Origin of the sequence: Mycobacterium appelbergii, assembly GCF_032883035.1 — a bacterium.
Lineage (GTDB): Bacteria > Actinomycetota > Actinomycetes > Mycobacteriales > Mycobacteriaceae > Mycobacterium > Mycobacterium appelbergii.
In genome coordinates, this window is the sequence record NZ_JAMQTH010000006.1 from 302901 (window position 1) to 314882 (window position 11982).

14 protein-coding genes are annotated in these 11982 nt (G+C 65.0%); 11 read left to right on the forward strand and 3 right to left on the reverse strand.

The genetic code is table 11. The features are described 5' to 3' along the window. Positions 1-30: 30 nt before the first annotated feature. From ripD to M1247_RS15930, 6 genes are all read left to right on the forward strand, one after another. Positions 31-642, forward strand: coding sequence for an NlpC/P60 family peptidoglycan-binding protein RipD (gene ripD / locus M1247_RS15905; protein WP_317157307.1), 612 nt, complete (start codon positions 31-33; stop codon positions 640-642). Positions 643-728: 86 nt separating this feature from the next. Next, a complete protein-coding gene (locus M1247_RS15910; RefSeq protein WP_317157308.1) occupies positions 729-1802 on the forward strand; it encodes a M48 family metallopeptidase in 1074 nt (357 codons plus the stop codon). A 46-nt stretch (positions 1803-1848) separates the two neighbouring features. After that, positions 1849-2631 carry a hypothetical protein gene (locus M1247_RS15915; protein ID WP_317157309.1) on the forward strand — a complete coding sequence of 261 codons (783 nt, stop codon included), beginning with the start codon at positions 1849-1851 and terminating at the stop codon, positions 2629-2631. Positions 2632-2722: 91 nt separating this feature from the next. After that, on the forward strand, positions 2723-3115 hold the full coding sequence (locus M1247_RS15920; RefSeq protein ID WP_317157310.1) for an ArsR/SmtB family transcription factor: 393 nt from the start codon (positions 2723-2725) through the stop codon (positions 3113-3115). Between the two features lies 1 nt (position 3116). Further along, positions 3117-3605, forward strand: a complete 489-nt coding sequence (locus tag M1247_RS15925; protein WP_317157311.1) for an SRPBCC family protein — start codon at positions 3117-3119, stop codon at positions 3603-3605. Between the two features lie 29 nt (positions 3606-3634). Continuing rightward, entirely contained in the window at positions 3635-4369 is a 735-nt protein-coding gene (locus M1247_RS15930; RefSeq protein WP_317157312.1) for a M15 family metallopeptidase, read from the forward strand. 12 nt (positions 4370-4381) lie between these two features. Here M1247_RS15930 and M1247_RS15935 read toward each other — a convergent pair whose 3' ends face one another. After that, on the reverse strand, positions 4382-4894 hold the full coding sequence (locus M1247_RS15935) for a hypothetical protein (RefSeq protein ID WP_317157313.1): 513 nt from the start codon (positions 4892-4894) through the stop codon (positions 4382-4384). Continuing rightward, positions 4881-5657: a DUF899 domain-containing protein gene (locus M1247_RS15940; protein WP_317157314.1), complete on the reverse strand. Its 777-nt coding sequence runs from the start codon at positions 5655-5657 to the stop codon at positions 4881-4883. Before M1247_RS15940 ends, M1247_RS15935 begins: the two co-directional genes overlap by 14 nt. Positions 5658-5757: 100 nt before the next feature. On the opposite strand from M1247_RS15940, the gene M1247_RS15945 reads away from it, so the two are divergent. Further along, a complete protein-coding gene (locus tag M1247_RS15945) occupies positions 5758-6090 on the forward strand; it encodes an ArsR/SmtB family transcription factor (RefSeq protein ID WP_317157315.1) in 333 nt (110 codons plus the stop codon). Further along, entirely contained in the window at positions 6087-6524 is a 438-nt protein-coding gene (locus M1247_RS15950) for an SRPBCC family protein (protein ID WP_317157316.1), read from the forward strand. Before M1247_RS15945 ends, M1247_RS15950 begins: the two co-directional genes overlap by 4 nt. A 10-nt stretch (positions 6525-6534) precedes the next feature. On the opposite strand, the gene M1247_RS15955 is transcribed toward M1247_RS15950, so the two are convergent. After that, positions 6535-8082 (reverse strand): class I adenylate-forming enzyme family protein, encoded by a 1548-nt coding sequence (locus tag M1247_RS15955; protein WP_317157317.1) that lies wholly within the window; start codon positions 8080-8082, stop codon positions 6535-6537. A gap of 56 nt (positions 8083-8138) precedes the next feature. Here M1247_RS15955 and M1247_RS15960 point away from each other — a divergent pair, with 56 nt between their 5' ends. Genes M1247_RS15960 through M1247_RS15970 form a run of 3 tightly spaced genes read left to right on the forward strand, consistent with a single transcriptional unit; the run spans position 8139 to position 11973 of the window. Then, positions 8139-8795: a maleylpyruvate isomerase N-terminal domain-containing protein gene (locus tag M1247_RS15960; protein ID WP_317157318.1), complete on the forward strand. Its 657-nt coding sequence runs from the start codon at positions 8139-8141 to the stop codon at positions 8793-8795. 57 nt (positions 8796-8852) lie between these two features. After that, on the forward strand, positions 8853-10697 hold the full coding sequence (locus M1247_RS15965) for a fatty acyl-AMP ligase (RefSeq protein WP_317157319.1): 1845 nt from the start codon (positions 8853-8855) through the stop codon (positions 10695-10697). Between the two features lie 49 nt (positions 10698-10746). After that, entirely contained in the window at positions 10747-11973 is a 1227-nt protein-coding gene (locus tag M1247_RS15970) for a serine hydrolase domain-containing protein (RefSeq protein WP_410506877.1), read from the forward strand. Positions 11974-11982: the final 9 nt, after the last annotated feature.

The window sequence follows — 11982 nt, forward strand, 5'->3', positions numbered from 1 at the left end:
GTATCCTGGTCGAAGAAAGTTGAAGTTCGGATGAGACGCACGTATGCCCTTGTGATCAGCCTGGCGCTTCTTGTGGCAACTCCCGGACTTGCCGCCGCTGCCCCGGTCGATCGTCCTGCCGGCAATCAGCAGTACGTGGATCTGGTGATTTCCCGGGCGCTTTCGCAACGCGGGGTGCCCTTCACCTACGGTGGCGGGGACTCCAACGGCCCCACCCGCGGAATCGCGAGGGAAATCCCGGCCACAGGTTTGACTCCGGGTGCCAGTGCCCCCGGGCTGACAGCCGGTGTCACTTCCGGCATGGCTCCCGCGGCCGCGGTTCCCGGGCTCACCCCGGGCGTCGCCGTCGACCAGTCGGCCAACGTCGTCGGGTTCGATGCCTCGGGCCTCATCGTATACGCGTTCGCCGGAGCCGGCGTCAAGATGCCGCGGTCCTCGGGAGAGCAGTACAAGGTCGGCCAGAAGGTGCTGCCGTCCCAGGCGCTGCCCGGCGACCTGATCTTCTACGGCCCCGAGGGCACACAGAGTGTCGCGTTGTTCGTGGGCAACGGCCAGATGGTGCAGGGCACTGATCCCGTAGTCGCGGTGACGCCGGTGCGCACCGAAGGGATGACCCCATACCTGGTCCGGATCATCGCCTGAGTTCGGTGCCACCGGCCTGATTTGGCGGTGCCGTGGCGCCCTCGCCGTCCGTAGTGTTGAGCTGCAGACGACGAAGGGCGCCCACGATGAACCAGCAACCCGCGACCGCACGGACCGTTCTTCCCGACATCAGTTCACGCGCCTGGGAGCACCCCGCGGACCGCACGGCGCTGACCGCGTTGCGTCGCCTCAAGGGCTTCGACCAGATCCTCAAGCTGCTGTCGGGAATGCTGCGCGAACGCCAGCACCGGCTGCTGTATCTGGCGAGCTCGGCGCGCGTGGGACCGCGCCAGTTCGCTGACCTGGAGGCGCTGCTCGACGACTGCGTGCAGGTACTCGACGCACAGGTCCGCCCGGAGATGTTCGTGATTCAATCGCCGACCGTCAACGCGTACACCATCGGGATGGACGAGCCGTTCATCGTCATCACCTCGGGCATGTACGACCTGATGTCGCACGACGAAATGCGTTTCGTGGTCGGGCACGAACTCGGCCACGCGCTGAGCGGTCATGCGGTGTACCGCACCATGCTGATGCATCTGATCCGGTTGGCATCGTCGTTCGGTTTCATCCCGCTTGGCGGCTGGGCGCTGCGGGCCATCGTCGCCGCCTTGCTGGAATGGCAGCGCAAATCCGAACTTTCGGGCGATCGGGCCGGATTGCTGTGCGGGCAGGATATCGACGCGGCGATCCGGGTTGAGTTGAAGCTGGCGGGCGGCAGTCGGTTGGACAAGCTCGACTCACAGGCTTTTCTGGCCCAGGCGCAGGAGTATGACCGGACCGGGGACATGCGCGACGGGCTGCTCAAGCTGCTCAACCTCGAACTGCAGACGCACCCGTTCTCGGTGCTCCGCGCGGCCGAACTCACCAAATGGGTCGACACCGGGGGATATGGCGCGATCATGACCGGTGACTACCCGCTGCGGTCCGACGACGACAAGGCCGGTTGGAGCGAAGACTTCGGTGCGGCCGCACGGCACTACAAGGACGGGTTCGACCAGTCGAACGACCCGCTGATCCGGGGAATCCGCGACGGCCTCGGTGGTGTGGTGGACGGGATCGGGCAGGCCGCGACAAGCGTGGTCGACAGCATGGGGCGCAGGATCGCCGGATGGCGCAGCGGCGGCGGGCCGCACCACGAGAACGGCACCGCCGACTGAGACGCTTTGCCGTATATGCAACGGTAAGCCCCTAGACTGTGCCGTCGTGGGCATTCTTTTCGGCTTCGCGCCGTGGATCATCTACTGGGTTCTGGTCGGGAACGTCCCGTTCCTGACGGCCGTCCTCGTCGCACTGGCCGCTGCCATCGCCACGTTCGTCATCAGCAGGCTCTCGGGTGGTTCCGGGCGCACACTGGAGATCGGCGCACTCGCAACATTCATTGTGCTGACGGTCCTTACGTTGACACTCAGCCAGAGCTTCATGGAGCGGTGGATGCAGCCGCTGAGCAATGCCGGGATCTTCCTGGTCGCGTTCGTCGGCATGCTCATCGGAAAGCCGTTCGTGAAGGAGTTCGCGGAAGCGGGCCAGCCCCCGGGTGTCGTGGAGAGCGACCTGTTCAAGCGGATCGTGTCGATCCTGACCTGGATCTGGGTGGCCGCCTTCGCCGGGATGACGATCTCGTCGTTGATCCCGCCGATCGTGCAGGGCGACGCGACCATTCTGGACACCAGGACGCCGCTGTCGTTCATCTGCTACTGGGTGGTGCCGTTCACCCTGTTGGGCCTGGCGGCGCTGGCCTCACGCATCCTGCCCGACCGGATGACCGCGGGCATGAACGATATGGTCCGCAAGACCACGTTCGTCGCCTACAGCGAAGCTGCGATCGACGAGTTGTACTACCTGGCCCAGGAACACGCCAATCGTGAGGTCGGCGCAGGTCAGGAGGCATACGACGTCCGCGTCGGAGGAGCAGGGACCCCGCTGCTCGGTGATGAGAGTCGGCAATCGTGGCCCTCGACGTACAAGGTGCGCGACCGAAAGCGTTGACCGCCTGCGGCAGGCCCGGGCTTCAGTCGGATCGGAACCGGTTGAACATCCGGCCTTGCAATGTACAACCGATTGGTTGTATGTTTATGGCGTGACCGAGCAAGACGAGGAGCGGGCCGATTCCCTGTTTCACGCGCTCGCTGACCGCACCCGGCGCGACATCCTGCGGCGAGTGTTGGCCGGTGAGCATTCGGTCTCGACGCTGGCGGCCAAGTACGACATGAGCTTTGCCGCCGTGCAGAAACACGTCGCCGTGCTGGAGAAGGCCGGATTGATCACCAAACGTCGAATCGGGCGTGAGGCGATGGCCAGTGGTGACGTGGAAGCGGTGCGTTCCGTGGCCGCAATGCTGGGTGAGATCGAGGCCGTCTGGCGCGGTCGCATCGCACGGATGGACGAGTTGTTCGCAGCGGACACCCCTCCTTCCCGTAAGGCACCCGGCAACTCCCGAGAACCTGAAGAGACTGCCCAGAAAGGACATTGACATGCCTGTCACCGACGTTACGCAAGACGCCGAGAACCTGACCCTGACCATCACTGCCGAGTTTGCCGCACCTGTCGAGCGGGTGTGGGCGGTATACGCCGACCCGCGCCAACTTGAGAAGGTCTGGGGCCCGCCGACCTACCCGGCCACCGTGGTCGACCACTCGTTGACTCCCGGTGGCCGCGTCACCTACTTCATGACCAGTCCCGAAGGGGAGAAGTTCGCCGGCTGGTGGGAGGTCACCGCGGTGAACGAACCGGAGAGCTTCTCGTTCCGGGATGGCTTTGCCGACAACGATTTCAATCCGGTGCCCGATATGCCGGTATCCGAGAATTCCTACCGCTTCGAAGCCACTGACACCGGCACTCGCGCCGTCTACGTGAGTAGGTACGAGAGTGCCGAGGCCTTGCAAAAGGTGCTCGACATGGGAGTCGTCGAGGGTGCCTCGTCCGCCATCAACCAGATCGACGATCTCCTCGCGGCTGATTGAGTTTTCGTTCGGGCGGATATCCAGAGGCGATGACTTCGGGACACCGTTGGATGTCTGCCCGGCGCTGGATCGTCGCCGCGATGATCCTCGCGGGTGGCCTGCTGTGTGTTCAATGTGCACCGTCCACACCACCGGTCGGTACGCCTTCGTCGTCAGAACCTGCGTCGCCCGCACCCACCGTCACGACCAGCCCGTCGACGTCGCCCGCTCCGGCGGCCGTGCATCCCGTCACGGTCGCCGAGCTGGGTCCGACCTGGCGGCCGGGCTGCCCGGCCGGGCCGGACCAGCTGCGGCGGATTGAACTCGACCACCTCGGTTTCGACGGCCGAACACACCGCGGTGACCTCATCGTGCACAAAGATCTTGTGCCGCAGGTCATCACGATATTCCAGGAGCTCTACCGGTTGCGCTATCCGATCGAGAAGATGGTGCCGGCAAGTCGTTATGCGGGCGGCGTGGACGAATTGTCCATGCAGGACAACAACACGTCGGCGTTCAACTGCCGCGGTATCCCCGGTTCGCGAAACTGGTCGCTGCATGCGTACGGCCGTGCCATCGACGTGAATCCACTGCTCAATCCGTACCTCGACAGCAGGGGCGGGTTGCAGCCGGCCAATGCCGGACCCTATCTGGACCGTAATCGGAGGGACCCCGGCCTGCTGCACCGCGATGATCCCGCAGTGCGGGTGTTCACCGACCGCGGCTGGCGGTGGGGCGGGTCGTGGCGCTCGCCGATCGACTACCAGCATTTCGAAATGCGTTGACGGGCAGTGGACCTACTCGACGAGGTCAGCCTCGGCGGGACCGAACAGGTACAGATGTTCGAGCACCGGCGTCGGGTCAGCCGACCAGTCCATCGTGGCGAGTTGGTCGCGGCTGCGCCGGCCGGTGCGCCAGCGCAACGCCTCGAATCGGGTGGTACGGAGCCGAAGTTCGGCGCGGTCGGTCGACCCGCTGCGGTACTCGGCGTCCTCCACCGCGACCAACAGCGGTACCGGGGTGTCGAGGTTGGCGAGCAACTGATCAGATGAGCGGTGCACTGCCGTGGAATCCCGGGCACCCGGTCGACCGATGGCGCCGCGGATATCGTGCTCGTGGCTGATGATATCGCCGAGCGGTGCGTTCAATCCCGCCGTGTGAGCGAGGTCGACGAGCCCGGCCGTCGCGTCGGCCCAGGCCGCCACGACTGCCTGCCAGGCTGGGTCCTCGGGTCCCGTCAGCATGGTGACGATCCGGTCGCGGGTCTCCTGGTAGAGCCGGGCCAGCAACTCGGGATCACCGGTCGGCACAGGAATCACACCCTTCGGGTTGGCGCGGTGGCCGAGGATCGTTGGGATCGTCCGGGTCCGGGTCGCCGAACCACCGCGACGGCTCGGTCTCGCGGTAGGTGTCGTGCCAGCTCCACCATTCGTACGGTTTGCTCTGCGGATAGCCCTCCGGTGAATCTTCCCAGGTTTCTTGACGTCCCAGCGCGGTCATGTCGAGAAAGCGCCAGGTGTTCACGAACGTCTCGTCGCCGCGGTCGTTGATGAAGTAGGTGCGGAAGACGCGGTCGTCGTCCCGGATGAATGCGTTGGTGCCGTGCCATTGGTCGACACCGAAGTCGACATCGAACTCGCTGCCCGGTGTGGGAATGATGGTGTACCAAGGGATATTCCAGCCCATCCGCGCCTTGATCCGTTCGAGTTCGGGTTGCGCCGCCCGTGAGGCGTAGACCAGTGTGGTGTCGCGGGCATTCAGGTGTGCCAGGTTTCCGATGTGATCGGCCATCAGGGAGCACCCGACGCAGCCGTGCTCGGGCCAGCCGTGAACGCCCGGTTCGACGAACGCGCGGTAGACGATGAGCTGACGTCGGTCCGCGAACAGATCGAGCAGGGTCGCTTTTCCGTCGGGTCCCTCGAACTGATAGGCCTTCTCCACCGCAAACCAGGGCATCCGTCGACGCTGTGCGGCCAGCGCGTCCGAGGCCCTGGTCAATTCCTTCTCTTTGACCAGCATCTGCTGGTGCGCGTTCTCCCATTCTTGTGCCGACACAATCGGAGGCGTTTTCATGTCGTGTCCTTCCGGGGGGCTGACAAGGGCGAAACGTTAAACAATTGAGTTGAATGTTTCTCTGCCCAGCACACCACGGTGACCGGCTATAGTCAACAATGTGGTTGAAGATCAGGTGTTGGATCGGGCGTATGCCGCGCTGGCCGACCCGACCCGGCGTCTGTTGTTGGAGAAGCTACGTCAGGGTGCGGCCCGCATCACCGATCTGGCCGCGCCCTTGCCGATGACGTTCGCGGGCGTGTCCCGCCACGTCGGCGTGCTGGAATCGGCCGGACTCGTCGAGCGCGAGGTGCGTGGCCGCGAGCACTGGCTGTCCCTGCGGCCCGAAGGACTGACGATGGCCCAGCGGTGGATGACCGAGCAGACCGACTTCTGGTCGGCCCGCGCGGATGCATTGTCGGAAAAGCTGCGCCGAAAGGGGCGTGCCAAGTGACCGAGGCGCCGACTGTGCAGGTACAACGCATCATGCCCGCCACGCCGGATATCGTTTTCGACCAATGGCTCGATCCGGAGTCCTTGGCGGACTGGATGTGTCCACGCCCGGATCGCTGTGTGGCGATCACCGTTGAACCGCATGTCGGAGGAGTGGTGCGGTTCGATGTCGACCATTCGGGCACCAGCGTGCTGATCACCGGACAGTTCCTGGCCATCGAGCGTCCACGGCTGCTGCGCTTCACCTGGAGCAATTCGAACTGGACGGACCCGACGTTGGTCAGCGTCGTCAATGTCGCCTTTGAGCCCGCCGGTGACGAGGAGACGCTCATGTCGATCGAGCATTCTCTGTTGCCGCCATACGAATTCGACAACTTCCACAATGGGTGGATACGCACCGCCGACCAGTTGGCCGCGGTACTGCAGAACCGATAGGAACCGCGGGTCAGCTACGTTCCAGTGAGCCGTCAGCGACCATCGCCCGCAAGGCATTCCGGTCCAGCTTGCCGCTCGGCAACGTCGGTATGCGGTCGCTCGTGGTGATCACCCACCGCGTGGGCACCTTGTAGCCCGACATTTGTCCGCGCGTGCGCTCCGCAACAGATGCGACGTCGACATCCGTCGTCGGCACCACAACGGCACACACTTCCTCGCCTCGCTGCGGATCGTCGATGCCGAAAACTACACACTGTGCCACGGTGTCGAAGGTCTCGATCACCGCCTCGACCTCAAGTGGTGACACATTGGCGCCCGCGACTTTGATGAGGTCGGTGGTACGCCCGACATAGAAGAGGCGTGGGTCGTTCTCCTTGCGGTATACCCGATCTCCCGTGTGGTACCAACCGCTTTCGTCGAAGGTCTCGTGGCGTTCCCGCTTGTTGTATCCCGACATGACGCCGATGCCGCGGATCAGCAGCTCGCCGGGAACGTCCGGTGCCACAGGTTCACCCTCACCGTCAACAATGGTGATGTCCGTGAAAGCGAAGCCTCCCGCGGTTTCGGACATGGTGCGGTGGACGGGAAATCCATCGGGCACATCGGTCATCGCGATGTCCAGTGGACCGTCCCGCAACATCGGGGCACTGCTCAGATCACGGTCGGCGAATGACGGATGCGCACGCAACCTCTGGGTGAAGGCCGGCCATCCCACGATTCCGCCGGCCCGTTCGCGCTCAACAAGATCCAGCGCCGTCTCGGCGTTCAGCTTCGGCATCACGAGCACAGTGACGGGTTCATGGAGCGCACCCGTCACGGCGAGTAACCCGCCGATCCAGAAGAACGGCATCGCGCACAGGATCCGGGTGCAGGTGTCCGAACCGGTGATGGCGCGGATGGCGCCGGGCCAGGTCGATGTCTGTCTGACGAGTGTGCCGTGTGTGTGCAGCACGCCCTTGGGATCGGCGGTGGAACCTGAGGTGTGCACCATGACCGCCAGGTCGGCGGGGGAGACCTCGGCCTCGACCGCGGCCAGCATCTCCTCAGGAATCGCCGCTGCGGTGTCGTCGTCCCAGCGGGTGGACCACGCTCGGTGGGTGTTCCCGATGAGCGCGATGCGTCGGAGGTACGGCGCGGTGCGCAGCGCGAGCTGAGTCGTCGGTTGGCCGGTGAGCTCCGGCAGTGCGGCTTCAAACCGCTCGGCGACGTCGAAATCGAGTATCCGGTCGGGGGCGACCAGCAGACCGATATCGGCCAGTCGCAGTACCTTTGCGATCTCGGCCGGCTTGTACATGGTGCTCAGCGGCACCGCGACCGCACCGATACGTGACACCGCGAGCCACCAGGTCACCCACTCCAGGCCATTGGGGAAGAACAAACCGACCCGGCTGCCCTTGCCGACTCCTGCGCAGAGCAACCAGCGCGCCGCTCGGGCCGAGGCACGCTCGGCCTGCTCGTAGGTCAGCCGATCGGTCGGGGTGACCAGATACGTCGTCCGTCCGAACTCCCGGGAGCTGCGGTGCAGTAGGGCAGGGATCGTCAGCGGTGATTGAGCCACGCGCCCATCTTCGCCGATGACAGTCAGCGGCTGCCGGCGGCTGCTACCTTGCCGTCGTGGATCTTTACTCGCTCACGTGGTCGGCGTTGCGCACCGCGGTCGCCGAATTGACTGACGAGGACTTCGCCCGGCCGTCCGGTTGCGCGGGCTGGCTGGTCCGGGACCTGGTGTGCCACCTGATCATTGATGCTCAGGATGTGCTGATCACGTTGGTGACACCAGCCGTTACCAAACCGACCCGCACCGCCGTGACCTATTGGGAGGTCTCTGAGACGCCGCCGACCGGCGATGACCCCCTCGACGCGCTGACCGTCCGGCTGGCCGCCGCCTATGAGGAGCCGGGGTTGCTCAAGTTTCACCTCGACGACGTCGGCTCCGCCGCAGGGCGCGCGGCGGCGCTGGTCGATCCGCTCCTGCACGTCAGTACCCGAAATGAGGTGCTGACCGCCGACGATTACCTCTCCGCTTACGTCCTGGAGTGGACGCTTCATCACCTCGACCTGATCGCATACCTCCCGGGTGCGGCGGATCCGCCGGCCGCCGGGCTTGCCCGGTCGCGCGAGATGCTTCAGGAGATTGCCGGGAAGTCATTTCCCGCATCGTTCTCCGACAAGGACACGCTGCTGGTCGGGACCGGTCGCCGTGCCCCCACCGAGGCCGATGCGGCCGTTCTGGGCCGCCTCGCCGCGGAGTTGCCGATCGTTGTCGGATGATGGTGTCGCTCCTCACGGACCAGACCGACCGGTCGTGCCGACGCATAGAATGGCGGAGTGGCTCGTGGTCCTGCACAACAAGAACCGGGTCGAAGCGGCTTGATCCAGATCGAGGAATGTCTGGATGCCGAGGGTGGCATCACGTTGCCGCCCGGTGCCACCCTCGTATCTCTCATCGACCGCAATATCGCCGGCGTCCCCGACACTGTGGCCTATCGCTATCTGGACTACACCAGCACCGCTGACGGCGAGGTCACCGAACTCACCTGGGCCCGGCTCGGTGTTCGGCTACGCGCAGTCGCGGCCCGCGTGCAGAGTGTCGCCTCTTTCGGTGACCGGGTAGCGATCGTCGCCCCGCAAGGCCTTGAGTACATCGTCGGATTCTTCGCGGCGATCAAGGCGGGCACCATCGCGGTGCCGCTGTTCACCCCTGAACTGCCCGGCCAGGCCGAACGACTCGACACAGCGCTCCGAGATGCCGAACCGGCCGTCGTGTTGACGACGGCCGCCGCGGTGGACGCCGTCGGAGACTTCCTCAACACGCTTCCCGACGTGCGGATGCCACAGATCGTCGTGATGGACGAGGTGCCGGACCCGGCCGGTGAGATGTTCGTGCCCGTCGAGGTCGACGTGAACGACATCTCGCACCTGCAATACACCTCCGGCTCGACGCGGCCTCCGGTCGGTGTGGCACTCAGCCACCGCGCGGTTGGCACAAACCTGTTGCAGATGATCCTGTCGATCGATCTGCTGGACCGAAACACCCACGGCCTCAGCTGGTTACCGCTGTACCACGACATGGGCCTCTCGATGATCGGCTTCCCGGCGGTCTATGGTGGACATTCCACCCTGATGTCGCCCACTGCGTTCATTCGCAGGCCACAACGCTGGATCCAGGCGCTCTCGGCGGCATCGAAGGAAGGCCGGGTGGTGACGGCTGCGCCCAACTTCGCCTACGAGTGGACCGCCCAACGGGGCATTCCGGGTCCGGACGCCCACATCGATCTGAGCAACGTCGTGATGATCATCGGCTCCGAACCGGTCAGCATCGACGCGATCAGGACGTTCAACAAGGCATTCGCGCCATATGGATTACCGCGAACGGCGCTGAAACCCTCGTACGGCATCGCTGAGGCCACCCTGTTCGTCTCGACGATCGCACCCGACGCCGAGGCGACCGTGCTCTACCTCGACCGCGAAGAGTTGGCCGACGGTCATGCCGTGCCGGTCGCCGCCGATGCACCGGGCGCGGTGGCCCAGGTCGCGTGCGGCCAGGTGGCGTACAGCCAGTGGGCGGTGATTGTCGATCCTGATACCGGTCAAGAGGTCGCCGACGGTCGGGTCGGCGAGATCTGGTTGCAAGGCAACAATATCGGGCGGGGATATTGGGGAATGCCGGAGGAGACGAGCAGAACATTCGACGCCCGGCTGCGGTCCACGCTGCCCACCGACAGTCACGCTGCGGGTTCCTCCCTCGACGGGGCATGGCTGCGCACCGGTGACCTGGGGCTGTACTTCGACGGCGAACTCTACGTCACCGGACGCATCGCCGACCTCATCACCATCGACGGCCGTGACCACTATCCGCAGGACATCGAGGCCACCGTTGCCGACGCCTCGCCACTGGTACGGCGCGGCTACGTCACCGCGTTCACCGCCTCTGCAGGGGATCCGGGCCGGGAACACGTGGTGATCATCGCCGAACGGGCCTCCGGAACATCGCGTGCCGATCCGCAGCCGGCCATCGAAGCCATCCACGAGGCGGTGACGCGCAGGCATGGCGTACCGGTCACCGAGGTCCGTTTCATGCCCGCCGGTGGTATCCCGCGGACCACCAGCGGCAAACTGGCACGCCTGGCCTGCCGCGACCAGTATCTGAGTCAGACACCGGGCGCGCGGTAGGAATCCACTTTCGCCACAAGCCGTTTGCGGTGCGCGTAGCCTGTCGACGATGAGTCGCTTCCGGACGTTGCTGAGTGCCGCGTGCGGTGCGTGTGTCGTCATGGTCGTCGCAGCGTGTTCGTCAGCACCGACCACGGGTTCCGGGCTCAAACCGATCGATCCGGCCGAACTCCGGGCCGTCGTCGAGGCCGCGGCGAAAAAGTTGATGGTCCCCGGTGCCATGGTGGTGTTGCGCACCCCGCAGGGTGACTTCGACGCGGCGGTCGGTACGACGCAACTGGGGGCGCGGACGCCGCCGACGCCGACCACGCATTTCCGCATCGCGTCGAACACCAAGACCATGACGGCCGCACTGATCATGCTGTTGGAGCAGGATGGCCGGCTCGCATTGAGTGACCCGATTGCGAAGTTCGTGCCCGGCGTGCCGAACGGTGAAAACATCACCCTCGCTGGGCTGTTGACGATGCGCAGCGGGCTTTACGGCTACACGGCCGACCCCGCACTCTCGTCCGCCATGGATGCCGATCCCGGCATGGTGTGGACACCGCAGGAGGTGCTGGCCATCGCATTCCGGCACCCACCGGAGTTTGCGCCAGGCACCGCCTACGACTACAGCAACACCAACTACGCACTGTTGGGCCTCGTCGCCGAGAGCGCCGGCAGAAGGCCACTGAACCGACAACTGCAGGACCGCCTGTTCAGTCCGCTGGGGCTGGCCGACACGGAGCTTCCCGCCGCCGACGACATCTCCATCCCGGCGCCCTACTCGCACGGCTATATGTACGGCGCAAGCGTCTATGCGCTCGCCGATGACACGTACCCCGCCGCGCTGCAGGCCGCCGCCAGGGCCGGAACCCTGCGGCCGACCGACTATACGAACCAGAACTCCTCGTATGCGACCGCTGCCGGCGGCGCAATCTCGACCGCCGACAACATGGCCAGCTGGATCCGAGACCTCGTGTCCGGCAAAGTCTTCAACGCAGATCAGCAACGCGCGTGGCTCTCGAGTCTGCAACCCGAAGACCCGGCCAACGCCGACGGACAGCAATATGGCTACGGGATCTCGTATCAGCGTTTCGGCCCCGACGCCGCGATGTACTACCACGGCGGCGAGCTCCCCGGATTCAACTCATTCATGGGCTACGACCCGGATAATGAGGTGGCGCTGGCTATCTGGACCAACCTGACGCTGTCTCCGGAGGGCAAGACGACGGCGAACGCGATGCTGCCCGCGCTTCTCGACGAAATCTACGCCGGGTTGTCACTGGCCTCTTGACGCCCGGTG